The sequence below is a fragment of the Corynebacterium argentoratense DSM 44202 genome (assembly GCF_000590555.1).
GTDB classification, from domain to species: Bacteria; Actinomycetota; Actinomycetes; order Mycobacteriales; family Mycobacteriaceae; genus Corynebacterium; species Corynebacterium argentoratense.
This window is the reverse complement of record NC_022198.1, coordinates 1,041,119-1,066,850: the sequence shown is the minus strand read 5'-3', so window position 1 is coordinate 1,066,850 and position 25,732 is coordinate 1,041,119. Positions and strand designations below refer to the sequence as shown.

The 25,732-nt window shown below is 59.5% G+C and carries 22 protein-coding genes; 21 read left to right on the top strand and 1 reads right to left on the bottom strand.

The window, feature by feature from the left end:
• From carA to pyrF, 3 genes are read left to right on the top strand one after another with little or no spacing between them, the layout of a single operon-like run.
• Positions 1–1,167, top strand: coding sequence for a glutamine-hydrolyzing carbamoyl-phosphate synthase small subunit (carA, locus tag CARG_RS05090; protein ID WP_020976335.1), 1,167 nt, complete (start codon positions 1–3; stop codon positions 1,165–1,167).
• Positions 1,168–4,551 carry a carbamoyl-phosphate synthase large subunit gene (gene carB / locus CARG_RS05085; RefSeq protein WP_020976334.1) on the top strand — a complete coding sequence of 1,128 codons (3,384 nt, stop codon included), beginning with the start codon at positions 1,168–1,170 and terminating at the stop codon, positions 4,549–4,551.
• Entirely contained in the window at positions 4,551–5,396 is an 846-nt protein-coding gene (gene pyrF / locus CARG_RS05080; RefSeq protein ID WP_020976333.1) for an orotidine-5'-phosphate decarboxylase, read from the top strand. The genes carB and pyrF overlap by 1 nt, the downstream gene beginning before the upstream one ends.
• Positions 5,397–5,472: 76 nt before the next feature.
• Here the strand turns inward: pyrF and CARG_RS05075 are convergent, their stop codons facing one another.
• Positions 5,473–6,381, bottom strand: a complete 909-nt coding sequence (locus CARG_RS05075; protein ID WP_020976332.1) for an AEC family transporter — start codon at positions 6,379–6,381, stop codon at positions 5,473–5,475.
• 368 nt (positions 6,382–6,749) lie between these two features.
• Here CARG_RS05075 and mihF point away from each other — a divergent pair, with 368 nt between their 5' ends.
• From mihF to tpiA, 18 genes are all read left to right on the top strand, one after another.
• Positions 6,750–7,070, top strand: coding sequence for an integration host factor, actinobacterial type (gene mihF, locus CARG_RS05070; RefSeq protein ID WP_020976331.1), 321 nt, complete (start codon positions 6,750–6,752; stop codon positions 7,068–7,070).
• A gap of 20 nt (positions 7,071–7,090) precedes the next feature.
• On the top strand, positions 7,091–7,672 hold the full coding sequence (gene gmk / locus CARG_RS05065; RefSeq protein WP_041747000.1) for a guanylate kinase: 582 nt from the start codon (positions 7,091–7,093) through the stop codon (positions 7,670–7,672).
• Position 7,673: 1 nt separating this feature from the next.
• Entirely contained in the window at positions 7,674–7,964 is a 291-nt protein-coding gene (gene rpoZ / locus CARG_RS05060) for a DNA-directed RNA polymerase subunit omega (RefSeq protein WP_020976329.1), read from the top strand.
• A gap of 148 nt (positions 7,965–8,112) precedes the next feature.
• The gene (gene coaBC / locus CARG_RS05055) at positions 8,113–9,381 is read left to right on the top strand and encodes a bifunctional phosphopantothenoylcysteine decarboxylase/phosphopantothenate--cysteine ligase CoaBC (protein ID WP_020976328.1); all 1,269 of its coding nucleotides are present in this window, start codon (positions 8,113–8,115) and stop codon (positions 9,379–9,381) included.
• A 109-nt stretch (positions 9,382–9,490) separates the two neighbouring features.
• Positions 9,491–10,696, top strand: a complete 1,206-nt coding sequence (metK, locus tag CARG_RS05050; protein ID WP_041747476.1) for a methionine adenosyltransferase — start codon at positions 9,491–9,493, stop codon at positions 10,694–10,696.
• A gap of 34 nt (positions 10,697–10,730) precedes the next feature.
• Entirely contained in the window at positions 10,731–12,773 is a 2,043-nt protein-coding gene (locus tag CARG_RS05045) for a primosomal protein N' (protein WP_041746999.1), read from the top strand.
• Positions 12,774–12,828: 55 nt separating this feature from the next.
• A complete protein-coding gene (locus CARG_RS05040; protein ID WP_020976325.1) occupies positions 12,829–13,398 on the top strand; it encodes a peptide deformylase in 570 nt (189 codons plus the stop codon).
• Positions 13,398–14,330, top strand: coding sequence for a methionyl-tRNA formyltransferase (gene fmt / locus CARG_RS05035; RefSeq protein ID WP_020976324.1), 933 nt, complete (start codon positions 13,398–13,400; stop codon positions 14,328–14,330). Before CARG_RS05040 ends, fmt begins: the two co-directional genes overlap by 1 nt.
• A gap of 2 nt (positions 14,331–14,332) precedes the next feature.
• Complete coding sequence (locus CARG_RS05030) at positions 14,333–15,841, top strand: RsmB/NOP family class I SAM-dependent RNA methyltransferase (protein ID WP_020976323.1); 1,509 nt, start codon at positions 14,333–14,335, stop codon at positions 15,839–15,841.
• Positions 15,842–15,877: 36 nt separating this feature from the next.
• Entirely contained in the window at positions 15,878–16,555 is a 678-nt protein-coding gene (gene rpe / locus CARG_RS05025) for a ribulose-phosphate 3-epimerase (protein WP_020976322.1), read from the top strand.
• Positions 16,556–16,593: 38 nt separating this feature from the next.
• Positions 16,594–17,112 carry a PH domain-containing protein gene (locus tag CARG_RS05020; RefSeq protein WP_020976321.1) on the top strand — a complete coding sequence of 173 codons (519 nt, stop codon included), beginning with the start codon at positions 16,594–16,596 and terminating at the stop codon, positions 17,110–17,112.
• A 5-nt stretch (positions 17,113–17,117) separates the two neighbouring features.
• Positions 17,118–19,055 carry an excinuclease ABC subunit UvrC gene (uvrC, locus tag CARG_RS05015; RefSeq protein WP_020976320.1) on the top strand — a complete coding sequence of 646 codons (1,938 nt, stop codon included), beginning with the start codon at positions 17,118–17,120 and terminating at the stop codon, positions 19,053–19,055.
• A gap of 10 nt (positions 19,056–19,065) precedes the next feature.
• Positions 19,066–19,968: an RNase adapter RapZ gene (gene rapZ / locus CARG_RS05010; protein ID WP_020976319.1), complete on the top strand. Its 903-nt coding sequence runs from the start codon at positions 19,066–19,068 to the stop codon at positions 19,966–19,968.
• Positions 19,969–19,977: 9 nt separating this feature from the next.
• Complete coding sequence (locus tag CARG_RS05005; RefSeq protein WP_041746997.1) at positions 19,978–20,976, top strand: gluconeogenesis factor YvcK family protein; 999 nt, start codon at positions 19,978–19,980, stop codon at positions 20,974–20,976.
• Between the two features lie 133 nt (positions 20,977–21,109).
• Entirely contained in the window at positions 21,110–22,114 is a 1,005-nt protein-coding gene (gene whiA / locus CARG_RS05000; RefSeq protein WP_020976317.1) for a DNA-binding protein WhiA, read from the top strand.
• A gap of 352 nt (positions 22,115–22,466) precedes the next feature.
• Positions 22,467–23,471, top strand: coding sequence for a type I glyceraldehyde-3-phosphate dehydrogenase (gene gap / locus CARG_RS04995; protein ID WP_041747472.1), 1,005 nt, complete (start codon positions 22,467–22,469; stop codon positions 23,469–23,471).
• Between the two features lie 161 nt (positions 23,472–23,632).
• Complete coding sequence (pgk, locus tag CARG_RS10490) at positions 23,633–24,844, top strand: phosphoglycerate kinase (RefSeq protein WP_020976315.1); 1,212 nt, start codon at positions 23,633–23,635, stop codon at positions 24,842–24,844.
• Between the two features lie 33 nt (positions 24,845–24,877).
• Entirely contained in the window at positions 24,878–25,651 is a 774-nt protein-coding gene (tpiA, locus tag CARG_RS10485) for a triose-phosphate isomerase (protein ID WP_020976314.1), read from the top strand.
• The last annotated feature ends 81 nt before the right edge of the window (positions 25,652–25,732 follow it).

Below are 25,732 nucleotides of genomic sequence, written 5' to 3'. Positions count from 1 at the left end.
GTGAGTGCCCAGCACAACCAGAAAGATGACACCGTGACAGACAAGTTCACCCCCGCGATCGTGGTTCTCGCCAACGGCAAAACCTATCGAGGATTCGCCTTCGGCGCTCAAGGCACAACACTCGGTGAAGCAGTCTTCACCACCGGCATGACCGGTTACCAGGAAACCATGACGGACCCGTCCTACCACCGTCAGATCGTGGTGTGCACCGCACCACAGATCGGTAATACTGGCTGGAACGATGAAGATGGCGAATCCCGCAACGACCAGATTTGGGTTGCCGGCCTAGTTATCCGCGACCTAGCCCAGCGCGTATCCAACTGGCGCTCTGCGCGTAGCCTCGAAGAGGAAATGAAGTCGCAGGGGATCATCGGTATTCGCGGCGTCGACACTCGAGCACTCACGCGTGCGCTGCGCAGTGAAGGCTCCATCGCTGCCGGCATCTTCAGCGGGCAGGACGCTGCGCACAGCGAGGAGGAGCTACTTGAGATCGTGCGCTCCCAACCCTCTATGAAGGGCGCCGACCTCGCTGGCGATGTGTCTGCTGACGACACCTACATCGTCGAACCAGAGGGGGAAGCACGATACACCGTGGTTGCTTTCGATATGGGGATTAAGACCAACACGCCTCGAAATTTTGCTGCTCGCGGTATCCGCACCGTTGTTGTTCCTGCCAATACCTCCTTTGACAAGATCAAGGAACACAACCCGGACGGCGTCTTCGTCTCCAATGGCCCTGGTGACCCCGCAACCGCCGACGCCATGGTAGAGGTCGTTCGTGAAGTGCTCGCAGCAAAAATTCCTTTCTTCGGCATCTGCTTCGGCAACCAGATCCTCGGCCGAGCACTCGGCATGGAAACCTACAAACTCAAGTTCGGCCACCGCGGCATTAACGTGCCGGTGATGAACCACCTCACGGGCAAAATCGATATCACAGCTCAGAACCACGGTTTTGCACTTAAGGGGAAGGCTGGCGAAGTGTTCGACACTGACTTCGGCCCTGCCCAAGTCACCCACACCTGCCTTAATGACGACGTCGTGGAGGGCGTGGCCCTCGTCGATGGCAGCGCGTACTCGGTGCAGTACCACCCAGAAGCTGCTGCAGGACCCCACGACGCAAACCCCTTGTTCGATCAATTCATCGCCCTTATGGAAGGTGCCAAGTAAATGCCGAAGCGCAACGATATCAACCACGTTCTCGTCATCGGTTCTGGCCCGATCGTTATCGGCCAAGCCTGCGAATTCGACTACTCCGGCACCCAAGCATGCCGAGTGCTGAAAGAAGAAGGCCTGCGGGTCACACTGATCAACTCCAACCCGGCAACGATCATGACCGACCCAGAATTCGCCGATCACACCTATGTCGAGCCGATACAGCCCGAATACATCGAGAAGATTTTCGAGCGCGAAATCGAGCAGGGTCACCCCATCGATGCGGTACTCGCTACCCTCGGTGGGCAGACTGCTCTCAACGCAGCCATCGCACTCGATCGCCGCGGCAGCCTGAAGAAGTACAACGTTGAACTCATCGGTGCCGACATCGACGCCATTGAACGCGGTGAAGACCGTCAGAAGTTCAAAGACATTGTTGCCAAGATCGGTGGAGAATCTGCCCGTTCTCGCGTGTGCCACAATATGGACGAAGTCCGCGAGACCGTTGCAGAACTCGGTCTGCCGGTCGTGGTTCGCCCCTCCTTCACCATGGGTGGTCTAGGCTCTGGCCTTGCTTTCACTGAGGAAGATCTTGAACGTATCGCAGGTGGCGGCCTCGCAGCCTCCCCCGAAGCCAACGTTCTGATTGAGGAATCCATCCTCGGTTGGAAGGAATACGAGCTCGAGTTGATGCGCGACGCCAATGACAACTGCGTCGTGGTCTGCTCCATCGAAAACGTGGATGCACTTGGCGTGCACACCGGCGACTCCGTCACCGTCGCCCCCTCCATGACCCTGACCGACCGTGAGTTCCAGATCATGCGTAACCAGGGCATCGCTATTCTTCGAGAGGTTGGTGTGGACACAGGTGGTTGCAACATCCAGTTCGCCATCAACCCCACAGATGGCCGTCTGATCACCATCGAGATGAACCCGCGCGTGTCGCGTTCCTCCGCCCTGGCTTCCAAGGCCACCGGCTTCCCGATCGCAAAAATCGCCGCGAAGCTAGCCATTGGTTACACCCTTGATGAGATCACCAACGACATAACTGGTGTGACCCCTGCAGCCTTCGAACCCACACTCGACTATGTCGTCGTCAAGGCGCCTCGCTTCGCCTTTGAAAAATTCGTCGGCGCAGACGACACCCTGACCACCACCATGAAGTCCGTGGGTGAAGCCATGGCACTGGGCCGCAACTACATTGCCGCTCTCGGCAAGGTCATGCGTTCGCTGGAAAACAAGCAGAATGGTTTCTGGACGGTTCCCGACGAAAGCTTCGCAGGGGAGCGCGCCGGAGACAAGGCCGCTGTGCTTGAAGACCTCAAGCGTCCTACCGAAGGGCGCCTCTACGATGCTGAGCTAGCGCTACGCCTTGGCGCTACCGTCGATGAGGTCTACGAGGCCTCAGGTATCGACCCGTGGTTCCTCGCTGAACTGAAGAATCTGGTCGATTTCCGCCAGGTGCTTATCGACGCCCCCGTTCTTGACCAGGATCTGCTGCGCACCGCAAAGTACTTCGGCCTGTCCGATAAGCAAATTGCCGCTTTGCGCCCAGAATTTGCAGGCGAAGACGGCGTGCGCCGCCTGCGCTGGTCCCTGGGTATTCGTCCGGTATTCAAGACCGTCGACACCTGTGCCGCCGAGTTCGAAGCCAAGACCCCCTACCACTACTCGGCCTACGAGCTTGATCCCGCTGCGGAATCTGAGGTCGCCCCCCAGACCGAGCGTGAAAAGGTCATCATCCTCGGCTCCGGCCCCAACCGCATCGGCCAAGGCATCGAGTTCGACTACTCCTGTGTCCACGCAGCGCTCGAGCTTTCCCGCGTTGGCTACGAGACCGTCATGGTCAACTGCAACCCCGAGACCGTCTCCACCGACTACGACACCGCTGATCGTCTCTACTTCGAGCCCCTGACTTTCGAGGACGTCATGGAGGTCTACCATGCTGAGTGCGAGTCTGGCACAGTGGCTGGCGTCATCGTTCAGCTCGGCGGCCAAACCCCGCTTGGGCTAGCAGAGCGCCTGCGCGACGCAGGCGTTCCCGTAGTTGGCACCAGCCCCGAAGCCATCGACCTCGCCGAAGACCGTGGCGAATTCGGTGAAGTTCTGCGCAAGGCGCAACTTCCCGCGCCAGCATTCGGCACCGCGACGTCATTCGCAGAAGCAAAGGCAGTGGCCGAAGGCATCGGCTACCCGGTGCTCGTGCGCCCCTCCTATGTTCTTGGCGGCCGCGGGATGGAAATTGTCTACGATGAGGCCTCACTCGAGGACTACATCAATCGCGCAACCGAAATCACCTCTGACCACCCGGTTCTAGTCGACCGATTCCTGGACAACGCTATCGAGATTGACGTAGACGCCCTCTGCGACGGGGAGAATGTCTACCTCGCCGGCGTGATGGAGCACATCGAGGAAGCCGGTATTCACTCCGGTGACTCCGCGTGTGCACTCCCGCCGATGACACTCGGTGAAGAAGATATCGCTAACGTTCGTCGCTCCACCGAAGCTCTGGCTCATGGCATTGGTGTGAAGGGCTTGATGAACGTTCAGTTCGCCCTCAAGGACGACATCTTGTACGTCATCGAGGCCAACCCCCGCGCATCTCGCACCGTGCCCTTCGTCTCCAAGGCGACTGGCGTGCCGCTAGCCAAGGCAGCATCGCGCATCATGCTCGGCGCAACCATTCCTGAGCTCCAGGCGGAAGGCATGATCCCTACCGATCACGACGGTGGCTCCCTGCCGCTCGACGCCCCCATCGCAGTGAAGGAGGCCGTGCTGCCCTTCAACCGTTTCCGCACACCGGAAGGGCACATGCTGGACACATTGCTCAGCCCTGAGATGAAGTCCACTGGCGAAGTTATGGGCCTGGCCGACAACTTCGGTACCGCATATGGCAAGGCTGAAGCCGGTGCCTATGGCGCGCTACCCACCGAGGGCACAGTGTTCGTCTCCGTCGCGAACCGCGACAAGCGCACCTTGATTTTCCCTATCCAGCGTCTTGCCGCCTTGGGCTTCCGCATGCTGGCTACCGCCGGTACCGCCCGTATGCTGCGTCGCAATGGTGTCGAGTGTGAGACCGTGTTTAAGCAGTCTGATATCAAGCGCATGCAGGAGTCCGGGGAGAACCCAGAGGCCCGGTCGATCGTCGACATCATCAAGGCCGGCGAAGTTGATCTGATCCTCAACACGCCCGCTGGTTCCTCCGGTGCTCGCCATGATGGCTACGACATTCGCGCTGCGGCGGTCAACGGCGGCGTCACTCTGGTCACCACCGTTCAGGGCGTCACGGCCGCTGTGCAGGGTATTGAGGCCCTGCGTGCCGGTGACTTGTCCGTTCGCGCTTTGCAAGAGATCGATCACTCCGGTGACAAGGCTCCCGAGGAGCAGGTGCAGGCCTAATGTCGGGAGATGCTCTCACCTTTGGCGATCGTCTTGTCGAGCTAGCTGGCAAGCGCGGGGGTCGACTGTGCGTCGGCATCGATCCTCATGCCGCGTTGCTTAAAGCGTGGGGATTGGGTGTTGACGTCGCGGGCTTACGCACCTTCACCCAGATCTGTGTCGAGGCCTTCAAAGACACTGCGGCCTTGGTTAAACCCCAGGTGGCTTTCTATGAGGCCTTCGGTAGCCAAGGGTTTGCGGTGTTGGAGCAAGCGATTGCAGACCTGCGGGATGCGGGCGCCTTGGTTGTCGCCGATGCTAAACGCGGCGACATTGGCTCGACCATGGCTGGTTATGCGGCGGCGTGGCTGGATGACTCCAGCCCCTTGTGCAGCGATGCCGTGACTGTGTCTCCGTTCCTTGGCTACCATAGCCTCGACCCGGTGTTAGATGTCGCGGAAGCTACCGGTCGCGGGGTATTCGTATTGGCTGCGACCTCCAACCCTGAGGGCCGGCAGGTGCAGGACACGCTTAACCCCCGCGGCGTCAGCACCTCGCAGATGATGGTTGATTGTGCCGCCGATTCCAATGCTTCGCATGGAGAGCAGGGCAGTGTTGGCAATGTGGGCGTGGTTGTTGGCGCGACGCTGGATAATCCGCCGGCGTTGGATAGGCTTAATGGCCCCATCCTGATGCCTGGTGTGGGCGCTCAGGGCGGTAGCGCGCGGGACGTCGCCCGCATCGCAGGGGATTGTGCTCATCTTGTTTTCCCGAATATCTCCCGCGGCATTCTTAAGCACGGCCCCGATGTTGAGGCTCTGCGCACAGCTGTAGCACAAGCGGCAGGGGACTTTCCCGTCGCCTAAAATCCGCACTCATTATGCGCCCACCCAGTGGACACTGCTGGGTGGGCGCTCGTGACTCGGGGGTTTGGTATGGCCGCTAGCGGCCGAAGACCATTGCCACGATCAACATTGCTGGTAGAGCGATGAACGTCGACAATAAGATGACGTCGCGGGCCACCACCGTCCCCTTTTGGTATGTGGCGGCGTAGTTGTAGACATTTTGTGCGGTGGGCAGTGCAGCCAGGATGACGGAGGCATAGAGGGCATCACCGTTCAAACCCAGGCCGAGGGCTAAGAGCGCAGAGATCGCTGGCATCCCGACGACTTTCAACGCGGTACCGGTGAGAGCAGCGCGCCTAAAAGGCGGCTCAGATAGAGGCCTGGCGTCACGGAGCGATGCGCCAAAGCTTAAGAGGATCATCGGGATGGACGCGCCGCCCAACAGGTGCAGAGGCTCCCAGATGAGTTCTGGGACCGACCATTGATTCATCGATACGGCTAAACCAGCTGCGGTGGCTAGCACGATGGGGCTCAGCACCGCCTGTTTCACTGCAGCGAGGGCCTTACCGGGGGCGATGAGGGCAAGAATAAACGGGGTGAACACCACCAGTTGGAGTACCAGCAGCGGTGGTACATAGGCGGCGTTACCCAACACGTAAATCCCGACGGGAAGCCCGATGTTGTTGGAATTAACGTACGCGGTGGATGCGGCCCCCATGACTGTGCTGCCTTTGTCGGAGGGGAAGCACTTGAGGGATAGCAGTACAAAGACCCCAGCGGTCAGAATTGCACTCAGTGCCTGGACACCAATGACTGGAGAAAACAAGTGGTGGACGGGGGATTGTGCGACGACGGTGAACAACAACGCAGGTGTTGCGGCGAAAAAAGCTACGCGGTTGAGCACCAGCCTTTGCTCATCTCCACCGATGATGCGCAGACGTGCGAGCACGTAGCCGACGGCTATCACCGCGAAGATAATGCTAAAACCCTGGATAACACCGATCACCCGTCCAACAATACCTCGGGGCGGGGCACAACTAGGGGGATGCAACACGCTTGAGTGCTCCATGAAAAGCGATAAAAATACCGCAGTAAAAGCGCAGTTCAGCGGCAATTTTTGATCGTGCTAGGTAGTTTCAATCAAGCCGGTGAGCTGGCACAATGGGGTAGCGACCTGTGTTTTTATAACGATGGTGCTACACTGATCCAAGCTTCGCGGAACAAACCGTTGCAACTTAGGCGCAATGGTCAGCCTTTTATTCGAAGGCGCTATGCTGTGTGTCCGCGACGCTGTGCCCTAAAATTTTGGGCGTACACCGCAGCTATTAACAATAATCCCCGGTTATATAACCGCAATCTAGATGGAGGAACCCCGTGGCCCTTCCCAAGTTGACCGATGAGCAGCGCAAGGAAGCCCTCGCGAAGGCCGCTGAGGCACGCAAGGCACGCGCAGAGCTGAAGGAAAAGCTCAAGCGCGGCGGCACCAACCTTAAGGAAGTTCTCGAGCAGGCTCAGACTGACGAGATCATCGGCAAGACCAAGGTGTCCGCACTGCTCGAGGCTATGCCCAAGGTAGGCAAGGTCAAGGCTAAGGAGATCATGGAGGAGCTCGAGATCGCTTCGACCCGTCGTCTTCGTGGCCTGGGCGAGCGTCAGCGTCGCGCCCTCCTCGAGCGCTTCGGCTTCGGCGAATAATTCCGCGAGGTCACACAGGTATGTCCGGCGATTCTCGGGGCTCGCTAGTTGTTCTAGCTGGCCCTTCTGCCGTGGGTAAGTCCACGGTTGTCCAGCGTCTACGCGAGGAAGTTCCCGGTCTATATTTTTCGGTGTCTATGACTACCCGAGCACCTCGCCCCGGTGAGGTCGACGGCGTCGACTACTTCTTTGTGACCAAGGACGAGTTCCAGCGTCGCATCGATCAAGGTGAGATGCTCGAATGGGCGGATATCCATGGGGGCATTCAACGCTCCGGAACTCCGGCCGAGCCCATCCGGAATGCTCTGGACGAGGGGCGTCCGGTTCTCGTTGAAGTGGACCTGGTGGGCGCTCGTTCCATTAAGGCATTGTGCCCAGACGCCGAAACCGTGTTCCTTGCACCACCGTCCTGGGAGATTCTCGTCGAGCGTCTCACCGGTCGTGGTACTGAAACGCCTGAGGTGATCGAACGTCGCCTCGCTACCGCCAAGGCTGAGCTCGCTGCGCAAGACGAGTTCGACAGCGTGGTGGTTAATGAAGACGTCGACCGAGCTGTCGACGCGCTTCGCACTATTCTTCTCAAACCAACCGATAAGGCTTAATGTGACAAACGTCCTTAACCAAGAAAATTCGGTCAACGATGCCATCTTCGATGATCCGATTGGTATTACCGCACCGCCGATTGACAACCTACTGAAGAAGGTTTCTTCTAAGTATGCGCTTGTCATTTTTGCAGCTAAGCGGGCCCGTCAGATCAACAGCTACTACCACCAGTCTGACGAAGGTGTCTTCGAGTTCGCTGGGCCGCTTCTTACCCCGAAGGATAACGAAAAGCCCCTTTCTATCGCGCTCCGCGAAATCGATCGCGGTCTGCTCGAGCACGTCGAAGGCTAACTGCAGCTCGGTCGCGCACCGCGCCCTATGCTAGCTTCTCGTAGCTTTCGAACACGATGAAAACCTCCTCACGGCACCATGCCTCGGGGAGGTTTTTTCAACCCACCATCAACGGTCCACGGACTGCCCGCTGATAATGAGGAAAAGCATGAGTCAATCTGCAGCACACAAACCCACAGACAAGCCTGCCCGGTTGAACGTGGTGGTCGGCGTGGCGGGGGGAATAGCCGCATACAAAGCGTGCAATCTGATCCGCCTGTTCAAAGAACAAGGCCATGATGTCACTGCGGTACCCACAGAGTCCGCGCTTCGCTTTGTTGGCGCCGCTACCTTTGAGGCTTTGTCCGGCAACCCGGTCTCTACGACGGTGTTTGAAGCTGTCGATGAAGTCCGCCATGTCTCGGTAGGGAAAAACGCTGACCTATTGGTCATAGCACCGGCTACAGCGGATCTCATCGCACGCTTGGCTGCCGGTCGTGCCGCCGATCTGCTCACGGCAACCGCGCTGATGGCAACGTGCCCCGTGGTCGTGGCACCCGCCATGCATACTGAAATGTGGCAACATCCCGCGACCCAAGCAAATGTGGCGACCCTGCGTAGCCGCGGCGTCATTGTTATTGATCCCGCCCACGGCAGGTTGACAGGTAGCGATTCTGGCCCAGGTCGCTTGCCGGATCCAGAACAGATCCATCAGCTCGCACTGGCAGCGGTAGATGGCGCTAATTTTGCGCGCGACCTCGACGGCCAAAAGGTTGTCATCACAGCTGGCGGCACCGTTGAAGACATCGATCCTGTGCGTTTCATCTCTAACCGAAGTTCAGGCAAACAGGGTTTCGCCCTGGCGGAGATCGCGGCTCAGCGGGGCGCAGATGTGGTGCTGATCACTGGCAACGTCGATGACATGCCCGCCCCGATTTCGGCGCGGATCGTCCCTGTTCGTTCGGCTCAAGACATGCTTGACGCCGTGCGCACAGAAGTGTTTGCCGATGGCGCTGCCGCGGCCGACGTGTTGATTATGGCTGCTGCAGTGGCTGACTACCGGCCTGAATACACCGCGACGTCAAAAATTAAAAAAGGCAGCACCAATGAGCTGCGCAGTATCCAATTGATGGAAAATCCGGACATCCTCGCGACCGTCGTTAAACAACGGGACGCGGGCGATAACCCCGACTTGACGATCGTCGGGTTCGCGGCCGAAACAGGCGACGATAAGTACAGCGCGCTCGAGTATGCGCAGCAAAAAATCGCGCGTAAGGGGTGTGACGTGTTGATGTGTAATGAGGTTGGCGTCAACAAGGTTTTTGGGCAATCCACCAACGCAGGCTGGCTGGTTAATAAAGACGGCGGATATAGCGACGTTGAACGCGCCTCCAAGCTGGTCGTCGCGTCGAAGATTCTCGACAGCTTGCACATCTAGACCGCTTAGTCTAAATTGGCTACGAACACCTTAAGCGCTTCACCTCGCGCCGCGAACAGCGGCTGGAAGGACCAACCCCGTGGCTGACAACGCCAACAACGCCAACACAGTGCGCCTATTCACCTCCGAATCGGTTACCGAAGGACACCCGGACAAGATCTGCGACGCGATCTCCGACACCATCCTCGACGCCATGCTCGCAGTCGATCCCCACTCGCGCGTCGCCGTTGAAACCGTAGTCACCACCGGTCTCGTCCACGTCGTCGGGGAGGTTCGCTGCGACGGCTACGTTGAGATCCCCCAATTGGTCCGAAACAAGCTCCGCGACATTGGCTTCACCTCCTCCGAGGTCGGCTTCGATGGCACCACCTGTGGTGTGACGGTCGCCATTGGCGAGCAGAGCCAGGAAATCGGCGCAGGTGTTGACGCCGCGCTTGAGGTACGCAGCGGCGAAAACACCGAGGTTGAAGACCAAAACGGCGCGGGCGACCAAGGCCTGATGTTTGGCTACGCCACTGACGAGACACCCGAATTTATGCCCCTGCCAATTTCCCTGGCACACAAGCTGGCACGTCGCCTGACCGAGGTCCGCAAAGAAGGCATCGTCGACCACTTGCGTCCCGACGGCAAGACCCAGGTGACCCTCGCCTACGATGATGGCGGCACACCGCTGTACATCGACACCATCGTCATCTCAACCCAGCATGACCCCGGCATCAGCCAAGACTGGTTGTACACCCAACTACTGGACAACGTGGTCAAGCCGGTCGTCGAGGCAAGCAACCTCTCGAACCTCCTGGGCGAGCATTTTAAGCTGCTGGTCAACCCCTCGGGCTCCTTCATCCTCGGAGGCCCCATGGGTGACGCAGGACTGACCGGACGCAAGATCATCGTCGACACCTACGGCGGCATGGCTCGCCACGGCGGCGGCGCTTTCTCCGGTAAAGACCCCAGCAAGGTGGACCGCTCCGCGGCCTACGCAATGCGTTGGGTTGCTAAAAACATCGTTGCAGCTGGCCTGGCCCACCGCGCTGAGGTTCAGGTAGCCTACGCCATCGGTCGCGCCAAGCCGGTTGGGCTCTACGTCGAAACCTTTGGCACCGCCCAGCAAGGGCTCACTGACTCCTGCATTCAGGCCGCAGTGGAGAAGGTGTTCGATCTTCGCCCCGCCGCGATCATTCGCGAGCTCGATCTTTTGCGCCCGATGTATGCACAGACCGCAGCCTATGGGCACTTTGGCCGCGATGACCTTAACGTTCCCTGGGAGCAGGTCAACCGTGTTGATGAGCTCAAAGCTGCCGCAGGTATCGCCTAACCCCCTGGCTGTATCCGTGTAAACTATCGGGCTTATGGCTACAACTCCGCGCGTCCCCGCCTCAGACAGGCCGGTGGCGCGCGTTGTTCCGTTGTTGGGGCTTCCGCAGCTCGACCGGTTCTATGACTACCAGGTTCCAGAGGATTTGAGCGCCGCAGCCCAGCCGGGTGTGCGCATCCGTGTCCGCTTCGCCGGCCGCAAAGTTGACGCGCTGATCATCGAGCGCCTGTCAGATACTGACCACAGCGGTGAGCTTGCATGGATTGACCGGGTGATATCTGAGCTGGTGGTATACCCGCCTGCTACAGCGCGCCTGGTTGATTCCTTGGCATTGCGTTATGCCGGAACCCGCAGCGACATTTTTCGCGCAGCCATTCCGCCACGCCACGCCGCTGCAGAAAAGGCCGCCCTCGCGGCATCCACGACCTGGGAAGAGCTGGGCGGGGTATCTGAGCCTGATTTGTCTGACTGGATGGCCTACGCACATGGCCAGTCTTTTGTTGATGCTGTTTTGGGTGGGGCGCCTGCGCGTGCTGCGTGGCAGATGCTGCCCGGCCGGGATTGGTTGCAGGCGCTAAGTGCACTGATCGTCAAAACTGCTTTGACTGGGGGCGGGGTGTTGGTGGTGGTTCCGGATCAGCGCGATGTTGACCGTTTGGTGGACGCCTGTACGCAGCACGTGAGCCCTAAGCACATCACGGTCCTTAATTCCCAGCTTGGCCCACAGGCCCGCTACCGGCGTTTCGTGGATATATTGCTTGGTCGTTCGAGGATAGTCATCGGTACGCGTAGTGCGGCTTTCGCGCCTGTGGCTGATTTGCGACTGGCAGTGCTTTTGCACGATGGCGACGATAACCTGGTTGATCCGCGGGCGCCGTATGTGCATGCGCGGGAAGTGTTGACCACTCGTAGCGCGCAGTCGGGTTGCGCGATGATTATCGGTGGTTTCCATCGCACGGCTGAGACTCACCTGCTGGTTGAGCGTGGCTGGGCACACAATCTGATTGCCCCGGCCCCGGTTCTACGTGCTGTGTCTCCGCGGATTCGTGCAGTGGGGGATAATGACGCCGCGTTGGATCGGGACCCACACGCGCGCACTGCTCGCATTCCCGGTGTGGCTTTCGCTGCGGTGCGCAAGGCCCTAGAGTCTGGTGCGCCGGTGTTGTTCCAGGTGCCGCGCAAGGGCTATGTCCCGACGCTTGCGTGTGGTAGTTGTCGGGAGCCAGCACGTTGTAGGCACTGTCATGGCCCACTGAGCCTGCCCCATGCTGTGGGTGAGGAGCCAGTCGCCCCGACGTGTCGGTGGTGCGGTCGTGCGGATGCTCGCTATCGGTGCCCTGAGTGTGGCGCGATGCGGCTGCGCGCGGTAGTGATCGGTAGTGAGCGTACAGCGGAGGAACTCGGGCGGGCTTTTCCTGGCTACCCTGTGGTTGCTTCGGGAGGTTCCCATGTGGTGGGCGAGGTGGGCGATTCACCACGGATCGTGATCGCGACACCAGGGGCTGAGCCTGTCGCCGAGCAGGGATATGGCGCCCTGGTCATCTTGGATACTTGGGCTTTTCTGGGCCAGCAAAACCTTCGGGCCGGCGAGCAGGCGTTGGGGCGTTGGATGAACGCGGCGTCATTGGTGCGCCCCTACGAACGTGGGGGAGAGGTCGTTGTCGTGGCAGACCCAGGTCTTGCGGTGGTGCAGTCGCTCATTCGCTTTGACGCCGCGGGCGCCGCTGCTCGCGAGTTTGCTGAACGGGCGGACACGCACTTGCCGCCGGCAGCGCACATGGCTGCGGTGGATGGGCCCGAGCACTCGCTCGGAGTATTTTTTGATGCGCTGCAGCATAGCTCTGAGCTTCCGGCGGGAACGGAAATCCTCGGGCCTGTAGATTTGCCGCCCGGCACGACGCTTCCGGGCGACTACGACGCAAGCACCTATGGGCCCGCGCAACGCATGCTGGTTCGCTGCCCATTGGCTTCGCGCAATGCGTTGGGAAAGGCACTGAAATCCGCACTTGTGCAGCGAGCAGTACGCAAAGAGAACCTGCCACTGCGCGTCCAGGTCGACCCGCTGAACATCGGATAATCGCTGTGCAGATCAGATGACAATGCCCAACAGTTGGCGCGCTAGGATGGTCGGCATGAGTATTCGCCCCGTCCGCCTATTCGGTGACCCGGTGCTGCGTACGCGCGCAGACGAGGTCACTGCTTTCGATGACAGCCTGGAACAGCTCGTCAGTGACATGCTCGACACTATGGATGAACAACAGGGGGTGGGCCTGGCAGCTAACCAGATAGGTGTTCTGCGCCGCGTCTTCGTCTACGACTGCTCCCATGAGGTCCCAGGTGCTAGAGGGCACGTGATCAACCCTGTGTGGGAACCCATCGACGTCAGCGAGGTCGAAGAGGTCAAAGGGGCCGACTACGACCAAGGTGAGGCTCTAGAGGGAGAACCCGGCAAGGTCCTCGCCCGCGAAGGTTGTCTGTCCATCCCCGGTGTGTACGAAGAGGTTGAGCGGCATGAGGCCGTGATTGTTCGCGGCGTCACCAAGGACAACGAGCCCGTGGAGTTTAAGGCTAAAGGTCTGCTTGCCCGCTGCATTCAGCACGAAACCGACCACCTCGATGGCGTGCTCTTCCTGCAGCGCCTCACTCCCGAACGCAGGAAGCGTGCAATGAAGACGATTCGCGAATCGGAGTGGTTTATCTAATGCGCCTTGTCTTTGCAGGCACCCCCGAACCCGCCGTGGTAGCCCTCGAAGCATTACTGGCTTCCGAGCATGACGTGGTTGCTGTTTTGACCCGCCCCGACGCTCGGCGGGGTCGTGGCCGCAGCTTGCAGCCTTCTCCTGTTGCCCAGTGCGCACTAGAGCATGGAATTGAGGTGCTGCGCCCCACCAGCCTTAAACCGGATACGGATGATGGGGTGGAGATTAGGCAGAGGCTCGAAGAGCTTGCGCCCGACTGCATTCCCGTGGTTGCTTACGGCAACCTCATCACCCCGGACCTACTAGATATCGCACCCCACGGATGGGTGAACCTGCACTTCTCCCTGCTGCCGCAGTGGCGGGGCGCAGCCCCCGTCCAAGCCGCGATCAAAGCCGGTCAATCCAGCACGGGCGTGTCCACGTTTCGCATCGACGAAGGGCTGGATACCGGCCCCGTGATCGACATGCGCGAGTACGCGATCGAAGGCACTGATACGGCCGATGATCTGTTGACACGCTTGGCTTATCGTGGGGCGGAACTGCTCGTCGACACGATGGACCAGCTGGGCCGGGGGACAGCCGTGCTTCGTGCCCAGTCCGGCGAGGCGAGCTATGCACCAAAGATAACCAAGGAGGATGCCCGCATCGACTGGCATCAGTCGACGAAGGCAATTGATTGCGCCATTCGTGCGCACACGCCGGCTCCCGGTGCGTGGACGCTACTGGGAGATCAACGCTTCAAGATCGGCCCGGTTGTACCCGCGCAGGAGCCTGGCTTAGAGCCCGGGCTGATCAAGACGACCAAGTCGTCGGTGTTTGTCGGCACTGGAGATGGTGCTGTGCGACTGGGTGCGCTGCAGGCGCCGGGTAAGAAAATGGTGGCCGCTGAGGACTTTGCGCGCGGAACCGACATTGATGGGATGAGGTTTTCTTAAACATGGCTGGTGGCTTTCGTTCACGCTCCACTCAGAACCAATCATCGAATAAGTCGGCCGGGCACACACCAGCCCGTGAAACCAACTCGAACCAGCGCCGCTCCGGCAATCGAGCGCCGAGCGCCCGTGGCCATAACGGCCGCAGCTCCAACGATCGTGGCTCGAGCAAGGCGCAACGCGGCAGAGTAGATGCACCGCGTATCGTTGCCGTCGGCGCCTTGATTGAGGTCAGCGAGCACGGAGCCTACGCCAACCTGGTCTTGCCGAAACTGCTGCGCGCTGAAAAACTTAGCGGCCTCGATGCTGCGTTCGCAACCGAATTGCTCTACGGCACGTTGCGTGCTCAGGGAATTGTTGACGCCGTGTTAGCCAAGGTGTCCAGCCGCTCACTGCAGTCCATGGCTCCGGAGGTGCGCGCGGCGTTGCGCCTGGGCGTGTACCAATCGTTGTTCACCCGTGTGGGCCAGCATGCAGCTGTGGACACGACCGTGGAATTGGTGGTGTTCCTTGGCCAGGAGCGGGCCCGAGGCTTCGTCAACGGCATTTTGCGTACGGTCACTCGTACCAACGTCGATGTGTGGCTTGAGCGCCTACAACCCAGCACAGAACTTGGACGTCTGGCGTTTCGACACTCCCACCCCGAATGGATTGCCCAGAGCTTCGCCCGAGTCTTGGGCATGCATGACCTCGAGGCAGCACTCGAGGCCGATTCACAACGGCCGGTTGTTCACTTGGCGGCCCGCCCCGGCGAGCTCAGCGCTGAAGAACTTGCTGTATTGACCGGTGGAGAAGTGGGGGCCTACAGCCCCTACGCCGTCTACCTCGAATCCGGCGACCCCGGTGACTTGGAGCCCGTCAAGCAGTCACTCGCCCAAGTTCAGGATGAGGGCAGCCAGGTCATTGCCCGTGCGCTCGCAGAGGCCCCCACGAACGGTCAAGACTCTGGGCGCTGGCTCGACTTGTGCGCAGGACCCGGCGGAAAAGCAGCCTTGCTGGGTGGGCTAGCGCGCGTCGACGGGGCACGGGTTGACGCCGTTGAACCGGCAGCTCACCGGGCTGCACTCGTGGAAAAGTCCTGTGAGGGCCTTCCCGTAGACGTGCACGTCGCCGATGGGCGCGACAGCGGGCTAGCCAAGGGATATGACCGTATTCTGGTCGATGCACCATGTTCGGGCCTAGGTGCGCTTCGACGTCGCCCCGATGCACGCTGGCGTAAACAGGAATCAGACATCGACGAACTCACAGGCCTGCAGTACGCGCTGGCCTCCGCCGCGCTTGATTTGCTTCGTCCCGGCGGCGTCATGGTCTATTCCACCTGTTCGCCAGATCTGCGCGAAACCCGCGGGATTGTCGACCGGTTGCTGAAAAACAACCAGGGGCAGGTAGAGGAACTAGACGCACACCCGCTTGCGTGCGGCATGGAGGACCTCGGTAGGTACCCCAGCGTCCAGATGTGGCCGCACAAGCACGGTACAGATGCAATGTTCTTCTCGGTGCTGCGCAAACTCTAAAACACGTAGGCGCGATACTGTTCTACACTCTGAGGTATGTCTGAGCGCACAGCACCGATTATTTCCCCTTCCATCCTCGCAGCTGATTTTTCCCGCCTCGGCGAGCAGATCGCAGCAGTGTCGAACGCCGACTGGATCCACGTCGATGTCATGGATGGGCACTTCGTCCCGAACTTAAGTTTCGGCGCTGACATCACTGCCGCAGCGTTCCGCTCGACGGACCTCCCGCTGGATGTCCACCTGATGATTGAACACCCGGAGAAGTGGGTGGACAACTACATCAAGGCGGGCGCCTCGTGCGTGATATTCCACGTGGAAGCCACTGAGGATCCGGTAGCTTTGGCCCGCCATATTCGTGCAGCGGGTGTCCGCGCGGGCTTCTCCCTGCGCCCCGGTACCGACATCGAACCCTACTTGGAGGTTCTGGACGAGTTCGATCTCGCCTTGGTGATGAGCGTCGAACCCGGCTTCGGTGGACAGTCCTTCATGCCGGATCAACTAGACAAGGTCCGTAAGCTCCGCGACGTCATTGATAGCCGGGGTTTGTCGACGCTGATCGAGATCGACGGCGGTATTTCCCGCGAGACCATTGCTTCTGCTGCCGCCGCGGGTACCGATGCTTTCGTGGCCGGTTCAGCTGTGTTCAAGGCGTCAGATCCGGGTGCGGAAGTTGATGCGTTGCGCGAGTGCGCGAAGGACGCTGTGCGCGGGTAATTCAACACCCTCGGGTGATCGGGGTAAGCTTAGCTTCCGTGACTAACGAGCAGCACCATGTCTCTGTTGACGAGCAGCTAGCCTACGCCGTTGCTGACCCAACCACTACCACCAACAAACCTTGGGAATTGGTGGTGACGTCGCGTCGCTTGAAGTTTATCGCAGCCGGCGCGATCGTCGTGGTCATGGCCGCGCACATTTTCTTGGCCGTGGTGGTTGCGATTGGGGACACTGGTGCGACCGTCACGACGGTCGATCAGTGGGCGTTCGTCGGTATCGGGATCATTATTTCTCTGTGCTGTCTGGGGATTACGCGTCCTCGGGTACGTGTGAATTCCGATGGAGTAGAGGTCCGCAATTTCATCGGTACCCGTTTCTACCCGTGGGACTTGGTCTATGGTTTGTCCTTCCCGAAGGGCGATCACTGGGCTCGACTTGAGCTGCCCGAGTTTGAATACGTCGCCATGTGGGCGTTCTTCGCCGCGGATGGCGAGCGTGTGATGAAGGCCGTCGCCGATTTCCGCGCCCTCGAAGATCGCTATATGCCGGAGGACTAAACGCTGTGGCTGATCCTTCCACCTACCGCCCGGCCCCAGGTACGATTCCGACGGAGCCGGGCGTTTATCGTTTCCGTGATGCTGACGGCCGAGTCATCTACGTGGGTAAGGCGAAAAACCTCCGGGCTCGACTGTCTAACTATTTCCAGGATCTTTCTCAGCTGCATCCTCGGACCCGTCAGATGGTGACTACCGCGGTCGGGGTGACGTGGACTGTTGTTGGCAGTGAGGTCGAGGCCCTTCAGCTGGAGTACACCTGGATTAAAAAGTACGATCCGCGTTTCAACGTGAAGTATCGGGACGATAAGTCTTATCCGATGCTTGCGGTGTCTGTTGGACAGGAGTTTCCCCGGGCGTGGGTCTATAGAGGGCCGCAGCGTAAAGGTGTTCGCTATTTTGGCCCTTATTCACATGCGTGGGCTATTCGCAAAACCCTGGATTCCTTGATTCGCGTATTCCCTATGCGTACCTGCTCACAAGGCGTTTTCCGGCGTCATAATCTGTTGGGTCGGCCGTGTTTGCTGGGGCATATCGATAAGTGCGCCGCGCCGTGTGTGGGCAGGGTCTCCGAGGCTGAGCATCGCGAGATTGTTGATGGTCTGTGTGCCTTTTTGGCTGGGCGCACGGGGCCTGTGGTGGCGTCGTTGAAGGAGCAGATGCATCAGGCGGCAGAAGAGCTTGATTTTGAGCGTGCTGCTCGTTTGCGTGATGACTTGGGCGCGATTGAGAAGGTGATGGAGCGCCAGGCGGTTGTGTTCGGTGATGGTACTGATGCTGACGTCGTGGGGGTTGTTGCGGATGAGTTGCAGGCGGCGATTCAGGTGTTCCATGTGCGTCAGGGGCGTATTCAGGGCCAGCGTGGTGTTGTGGTGGAACTACCGTCCAGTGAGGACGGGGCCGAGGGGATTGGTGTGTTGTTGGAGCGTTACCTGACGCAGTTTTATGGAGATGCCGTGGAGCACGCCGAAGAGGCGGGGGAGGATGCGTCTGGGGTTGTTCCGCGTTCGGTGTTGGTGAGCCACGAGGTTGCGGAGTGCGCGGTTGTGGAGCAGGCCCTTGCGCAGTGGCGCGGTTCTTCGGTAGAAGTTCGTGTTCCGCAGCGCGGTGATAAGCGCGCGCTCATGGAGACTGTGGTGGCGAATGCGTCGGAGTCTTTGCGTCAGCATAAGTTGCGGCGTGCGGGTGATTTGACTGCCCGTTCGGCGGCCTTGCAGCAGATTCAGGACTTTTTGATGCTGGATGACGCCCCGTTGCGGATTGAATGTGTGGATATCTCGCATATTCAGGGCACAGATGTTGTGGCCTCGTTGGTTGTTTTTGAAGACGGTTTGTCGAAGCGCTCGGATTATCGGCGTTTTAAGATTCGTGAGGCTGCCGGCGATGGGCATTCCAATGACGTCGCGTCGATTGCGGAGGTGACGCGGCGTCGTTTTGAGCGCCATGTGTCGCCGCCGGTTGAGGATGAGGGGGAGGTGGCGGGCCGTCGCCGTTTTGCCTATCCGCCGAATTTGTACATCGTCGATGGCGGTAAGCCGCAGGTTAATGTGGCCGCAGCTGTGTTGGAGGAGTTGGGTGTCTCGAATGTGGCGGTGGTTGGTTTGGCCAAGCGTTTGGAGGAGGTCTGGGTCCCGGATGATGATTATCCGGTGATTTTTCCGCGCACGTCCGAGGGCCTGTTTTTGCTCCAGAATGTGCGTGACGAGGCCCACCGTTTTGCGATCACGTTCCATAGGCAGCAGCGTTCGTCACGGATGAAGACCTCTGTGCTTGATGACGTCGCGGGGCTTGGGGATGCGCGACGTGCGGCGTTGATTAAGCATTTTGGCAGCATGAAGAAGTTACGTGAGGCATCGGTGGCTGATATTAAGGCGGTCAGTGGTTTTGGCCCGAAGTTGGCTGCGTCGGTGTTTGAGGCGCTGCATGATGAAGGGGCTGGCGGCTAGACTGTTGCCTATGAGTGCTCCGGCTTTGAAACCCGTTCCGATGTCACCCGATTCGACGAATCCTGTGTTGGTTACTGGCATGTCGGGGGCTGGTTTGTCCTCCGCGGCGCGGGTGCTGGAGGATTTGGGGTGGTATGTGGCGCATAATCTTCCGCCAGAGCTGATTGTCAGTTTGGTTAAGATTGCGACCCAGGGGGCGCATTCTGTGGAGCGTGTCGCGGTTGTGTCCGATGTGCGCACGCGGGAGTTCACGGGATCAATCGATACGGTTATTTCGCAGTTGAAGTCTGAGGGCATCAATCCGACGGTGCTGTTTATGGAGGCGCGGGATGATGTGCTTGTGCAGCGTTTCGATACTGTTCGTCGGACGCATCCTTTGCAGGGGTCGGGCACGTTGCTCACTGGCATTGAGCGTGAGCGTGAGTTGTTGTCGAAGCTTCGGGAAGATGCCGACATTGTGATCGATACGTCGAATTTGTCTGTGCATGATCTGCGCCGAGCGATTGAGTCAAGTTTTGCGTCGGCCGATGACAAGCGTCAGCACGTGACTATTCAGTCTTTCGGTTTCAAACATGGTGCTCCACAGGATGCTGACATTGTGGTGGATATGCGTTTCTTGCCGAACCCCTATTGGGTGGAGGAGCTTCGCCCGTTCCGTGGCGTTGATCGTCCGGTGTCGGATTATGTGTTGGGTGAGCAAGCTGCGCAAGATTTTTTGGATAATTTTGTCCGGATGTTCAGCACTATGACTGATGGCTATTTGCGTGAGGGAAAAAGTTTCATCACGGTCGGCGTTGGTTGTACTGGTGGGCATCACCGTTCGGTGGCGGTTGCAGAGGAACTCGCTCGGCGGCTGAGCGTCAATGAGCGTTTGGATGTCTCTGTGACCCACCGCGATATTGCGCGAAACTAGGGGAGTGCCGTGGGTAGTTGTGCTTCCAGTACGCCTCGGTCGGTGGCGTGTTTGGGCGGCGGTCATGGCCTGTTTCAAACGTTAACGGCCGCGAAATTGCTTGAGCCTGATGCGATCACTGCGGTGGTGACTGTCGCTGATGATGGTGGTTCTTCGGGCCGTATTCGCCGGGAGATGGATACGATCCCCCCGGGTGATTTGAGGATGGCGTTGGCTGCGTTGTCTCCGGATACTCCGCAGGGCAATTTGTGGGAGGAGACGCTCCAGCATCGTTTCGGCGGCCACGGTGCGCTGGCGGGGCATGCGCTGGGCAATTTGTTGCTGGTGGGCTTGTCGGATGTTTTGGGGAGCCACGTCCAGGCCCTTGACATGCTGGCGTCGATGCTGCGTTCTCGTGGCCGTGTGCTGCCAGTGTGCCCGATTCCTTTGGATATTGAGGCTGACGTCGCGGGGCTTGAGGATGATCCCCGGATGATGCGGGCTGTGCGTGGCCAGGTCGCTGTGGCGACTACGCCGGGTGAAGTCCGTCGGGTGCGGGTGGTACCTGAACAACCCGCGGCAACACCTGAGGCTTTGTCTGCGATCATGGAGGCTGACTTGGTGACGTTGGGCCCGGGCTCTTGGTTTAGTTCGGTCATTCCGCACCTGCTAGTTCCCGAGATTGTGGAGGCGTTGAATGACACCTCGGCGCACCGAGTAGTGGTTCTGAACTTGACTTCCGAGCCTGGTGAGACCCAGGGCTTTTCCACGGAGCGCCATATCCATATGTTGCGCCAGCATGCGCCGATGCTGCGTTTGGATACTGTGTTGGTTGATTCTTCCACCCTGTTGTCGCGGAGCGAACGGGAGCATGTGGTTAGGGCTGCAGAGTCTATTGGGGCCCGCGTCGAGTACGCTGATCTTACATTGGTTGAAGATGGGCAGCAGGGTCGTGATTCGGTGGCTTGGAAGTCTCCACGGCATGATCCCCATAAGCTGGCTGCTGCGCTTGCGGCACTCTCAGCGTGACGGCTGCCGTTGGATGATGCGGATGGTGAACCGTAGCGGGGGAAGTTGCGGCGCACTGTGCGGTAGCATGTTGAGGGCTGTTTTGTTGCTGCGAGCGTCGCGGCAGTTGTTGAAGTGAAAGAGGGATGTGGCGATGGTTGCTTTAACCGCACAGGTCAAAGATGAACTGGCGGCTGCCACTGTGACACGCCCGTCGGTTCGTATAGCGGAACTTGCGACGTTGATTCGTTGTGCTGGTTCGGTGGAACTGCCTGATCCAGGGGTTCCGGGTTCCGCAGCGGCTTCGCTGACGATCGAACTCGATCGCGAAGATGTTGCCCAACGGGTTCAGGACGTCTTGACCGGGGAGTTCAACCGGAAGGTTTCGCTGTCTTCGGCGTCGGATGGCAGTCATCGTAAAGCAACTGTCTACACACTCCACACCGATGACAAGGTTGAGGACTTGCTGCGTCGGGTAGGTTTGCTCAGCCGCAATGGACTGTATGTTGTGGGTCTGCCTCCTCGGGTTGTCAGCGGCACGGTGGCTGACGCCGAGGGGGTGTGGCGTGGTGCGTTCATGGCACGCGGCGTCGTTACTGATCCGGGGCGCGTCAGTGGGGTAGAGGTAATCTGCCCGTGTCCTGAGGTCGCTTTGGCTCTTGTGGGCGCTGCTCGCAGGCTGGGTATTGGCGCAAAGACCAAGGAGTCACGCGGGCAGGATCGTGTTGTGGTGCGGGATTCGGACGCGGTAGGCGCTCTGCTTACTCGCATGGGCGCACAAGTGTCGCGCCTGCAGTGGGAATCAACGCGCGCGGAACGCCAAACTCACGCTCCGGCACATCGATTGGCCAATTTTGACGATGCTAATTTGCGGCGTTCTGCGAGGGCGGCTGTGGCGGCGGCTGCACGTGTGGAGCGTGCCCTGGCCATTTTGGGTGATGACGTCCCGGAACACCTGGCGGAGGCTGGAACGCTGCGCGTGGAGCACCGTCAGGCGTCTTTGGAAGAGCTCGGCCGTTTAGCGGACCCACAGATGACCAAGGATGCGGTCGCAGGCCGTATCAGGCGCTTGCTGTCTATGGCTGATAAAAGAGCGAAAGACATGGGCATCCCTGATACCCACGCTGCTGTAACGGAAGAACTGCTCAACGACGTGTAAGGCCGTGCGGTCATACGCGTCCCACGGCTGCACAGTCCACAACAGGCTGGTGTGGAATCCAACGCCCGACAAATGTTGAATCATGTCCGATTGTGTGGGAATTGTGACTATTCTCACCACCGTTTTTCGCGCTATTATCAGCCACTTGACCAGCATGTTTAAGCACGGCTTCATTCACCCTTCTGAAAACGGGCATAAATCGGACTCGATCTCGTGCACAAGCGGGCAAGGCTGGTCTACAGTTGGAATTACCGGGATGGACAGCCCCCCAGGCACAGTAGTCAACCGGCAAGTGTTGGGGCTAAGAGCATCCTAAATGGACAAGTTCCACAACCTTCTCAAGGAGAACATCGTGACCGTTCGCGTTGGTATTAACGGCTTTGGCCGCATTGGCCGCAACTTCTTCCGCGCAGCACGCCTGCGTGGCAGCGACTTCGAGATCGTCGCTGTTAACGACCTCACCGACAACAAGACTCTTGCTCACCTGCTGAAGTTCGACTCCACCCTGGGCCGCCTGGATGCTGACGTCACCTTCGATGATGAGTCCATCACCGTCGATGGCCACCGCATCTTCGTCTCCGCAGAGCGCGACCCCAAGGACCTCAAGTGGGCCGAGCACAACGTCGATATCGTGATCGAGTCCACCGGCTTCTTCACCGATGCTGAGGCCGCGAAGGCACACCTTGAAGCCGGCGCCAAGAAGGTCATCATCTCTGCACCTGCAAAGAACGAGGACGCAACCTTTGTCGTCGGTGTGAACCACACCGATTACGATCCGGAGAAGCACAACGTCATCTCCAACGCATCCTGCACCACCAACTGCCTGGCTCCGATGGCCAAGGTCCTCAACGATACCTTCGGTATCCAGCGCGGCCTGATGACCACCGTCCACGCTTACACCGGCGACCAGCGCCTCCTCGACGCACCGCACCGCGATCTGCGCCGTGCCCGCGCCGCAGCCATCAACATGGTGCCTACCTCCACCGGTGCAGCCAAGGCTGTTGCTTTGGTTCTTCCTGAGCTCAAGGGCAAGCTCGACGGCTACGCAATGCGCGTCCCCGTTCCGACCGGCTCCGCTACCGACCTGACCTTCACCGCTGAAAAGCCCGTGACCGTCGAAGACGTTAACGCTGCTATCAAGGCTGCCGCAGAGGGCCCGCTCAAGGGCATCCTCGCTTACTCCGAAGAGCCGTTGGTATCCACCGACATCGTCACCGACCCCCACGCATCCATCTTCGATGCTGGCCTGACCAAGGTCATTGGCGACCAGGTCAAGGTCGTTTCTTGGTACGACAACGAGTGGGGTTACTCCAACCAGCTCGTCACCCTCACCGAGTACGTTGGCGAGCGCCTCTAGTTTTTCACTAGGCTTATAAGCATGCAGAGCCCGCGCGAGTTTCCACTAGGAAGCCCGCGCGGGCTTTGTACTTTCACCCCCACAGCGTCATAGCGCGTGAGCTGCTACAACCGCACTATCAGTACAGTTGGCGCGGCACTACTACAACACAAGGATCAATCATGGCTGTTAAAACCCTGCAGGACCTCCTCGATGAAGGCGTCGACGGGCGCTACGTCCTCGTACGCTCCGACTTCAACGTTCCCCTCGACGACAACGGGGTGATTACTGATCCCGGTCGCATCACCGCCTCGCTGCCCACCCTTAAAGCACTAGCTGAGGGCGGCGCAAAGGTCGTCGTCATGGCCCACTTGGGTCGCCCCAAAGGCGAAGTTAACCCGAAGTTCTCTCTGGCTCCAGTTGCAGAAGCCCTGTCCGACGCTCTCGGTCAGTACGTTGCCCTCGCATCGGATGTTGTAGGCGAGGACGCACACGAGCGCGCCAACGGCCTCACTGAAGGTGACGTCCTGCTTCTGGAAAACGTTCGCTTCGATCCCCGCGAGACCTCCAAGGACGAAGCAGAGCGCGGCGAATTCGCCGACCAATTGGTGGCCCTCGTTCCCGATGGTGTCTTCGTTTCCGATGGCTTCGGCGTTGTCCACCGTGCACAGGCATCTGTCTACGATGTTGCCCAGCGCCTGCCGCATTACGCCGGCAAACTGGTCGGCAAGGAAATCGACGTTCTTAAGAAGGTCGCCGAACAGCCTGCGCAGCCTTATGTCGTGGTCCTCGGTGGTTCCAAGGTCTCTGACAAGCTGGGCGTAATCGAAGCTCTGTCCACCAAGGCTGACAAGCTCATCATTGGCGGAGGCATGTGTTACACCTTCCTCGCTGCACAGGGCTACAACGTACAGAAGTCACTCCTGCAGGAAGAAATGATCGACACCTGCAAGGACCTCCTCGCGCGCCATGGCGACAAGATCGTTCTTCCCGTAGACCTCGTAGCTGCCGAAACCTTCGCTGCCGACGCAGCCAATCAGGTTGTCGCTCTCGACGCAATCCCCGAAGGCTGGATGTCCCTGGACATCGGACCGAAGTCTGTCGAATTGTTCGCAGAGACACTCAACTCCGCCAAGACCGTCTTCTGGAACGGCCCCATGGGCGTCTTTGAGTTCCCCGCATTCGCAGCAGGCACCCGCGGTGTCGCGCAAGCCATCATCGACGCAACAGCGCAAGGCTGCTTCAGCGTGGTCGGTGGCGGCGACTCCGCAGCCTCCGTTCGCGTGCTAGGCCTCGACGAAGAAGGCTTCAGCCACATTTCCACCGGTGGTGGCGCATCCCTCGAGTACCTTGAGGGCAAGCAGCTGCCAGGCGTTGCTGTACTCGCCTCCTAGACCACAACCCCGAAACTCATCAAGGAGAATCCCATGGCTCGTAAGCCACTCATCGCCGGCAACTGGAAGATGAATCTCAACCACCTCGAGGCCATCGCGACCGTGCAAAAGCTCGCTTTTGCACTTCCGAAGGAATACTACGAGGCAGTTGACGTCGCAGTGACCGTGCCTTTCACCGATATCCGCTCCGTACAGACCCTCGTCGAAGGCGACAAGCTTCAGGTCACCTATGGTGCACAGGATGTGTCCCAGCATGCCTCCGGTGCCTACACAGGCGAAGTGTCCGCCGAAATGCTGGCTAAACTCGGATGCACTTGGGTTGTGGTTGGGCACTCCGAGCGTCGTGAATACCACGGCGAAACCGACGCGGTCGTTGCTGCCAAGGCCAAGGCCGCACTCGGCCAAGAGATCCACCCCATCGTCTGCGTTGGTGAACCCCTGGAAATCCGCGAAGCTGGCACCCACGTCGACTACGTCGTCAGCCAGCTGAAGGCATCGCTAGAGGGCCTCAGCGCCGAGGATTTGTCCAACACTGTCATCGCCTACGAACCCGTTTGGGCGATTGGTACAGGCAAGGTTGCCTCTGCAGCTGACGCCCAGGAAGTTTGCCACGCCATCCGCGTAGCTATTGAGGAGCTCGCCGGAGCAGATGTCGCAGCCGGCATCCGCATCCTCTACGGCGGCTCCGTCAAGGCTGACTCTGTCGCAGAAATCGTTGGACAGCCCGACGTCGACGGTGGGTTGGTTGGTGGCGCTTCGCTTGATGGCGAGGCCTTCGCCAAGCTGGCAGCCAACGCCGCTCGATAGAGCAACCAACACGTAGGCCGGGGGATGTTCACACGCCCCGGCCTACGTGAATGTTTATGCTCCGGTGGGCTATACTCATCG

Excerpts from the sequence above, each read along its gene's own strand:
- CARG_RS05045 (WP_041746999.1), top strand. The coding sequence starts at position 10,731 with ATGGCTACAACTCCGCGCGTCCCCGCCTCAGACAGGCCGGTGGCGCGC.
- CARG_RS05030 (WP_020976323.1), top strand. The coding sequence starts at position 14,333 with ATGGCTGGTGGCTTTCGTTCACGCTCCACTCAGAACCAATCATCGAAT.
- gmk (WP_041747000.1), top strand. The coding sequence starts at position 7,091 with ATGTCCGGCGATTCTCGGGGCTCGCTAGTTGTTCTAGCTGGCCCTTCT.
- rpe (WP_020976322.1), top strand. The coding sequence starts at position 15,878 with ATGTCTGAGCGCACAGCACCGATTATTTCCCCTTCCATCCTCGCAGCT.
- pgk (WP_020976315.1), top strand. The coding sequence starts at position 23,633 with ATGGCTGTTAAAACCCTGCAGGACCTCCTCGATGAAGGCGTCGACGGG.
- tpiA (WP_020976314.1), top strand. The coding sequence starts at position 24,878 with ATGGCTCGTAAGCCACTCATCGCCGGCAACTGGAAGATGAATCTCAAC.
- whiA (WP_020976317.1), top strand. The coding sequence starts at position 21,110 with ATGGTTGCTTTAACCGCACAGGTCAAAGATGAACTGGCGGCTGCCACT.
- coaBC (WP_020976328.1), top strand. The coding sequence starts at position 8,113 with ATGAGTCAATCTGCAGCACACAAACCCACAGACAAGCCTGCCCGGTTG.
- CARG_RS05040 (WP_020976325.1), top strand. The coding sequence starts at position 12,829 with ATGAGTATTCGCCCCGTCCGCCTATTCGGTGACCCGGTGCTGCGTACG.
- fmt (WP_020976324.1), top strand. The coding sequence starts at position 13,398 with ATGCGCCTTGTCTTTGCAGGCACCCCCGAACCCGCCGTGGTAGCCCTC.
- pyrF (WP_020976333.1), top strand. The coding sequence starts at position 4,551 with ATGTCGGGAGATGCTCTCACCTTTGGCGATCGTCTTGTCGAGCTAGCT.
- rapZ (WP_020976319.1), top strand. The coding sequence starts at position 19,066 with ATGAGTGCTCCGGCTTTGAAACCCGTTCCGATGTCACCCGATTCGACG.
- carB (WP_020976334.1), top strand. The coding sequence starts at position 1,168 with ATGCCGAAGCGCAACGATATCAACCACGTTCTCGTCATCGGTTCTGGC.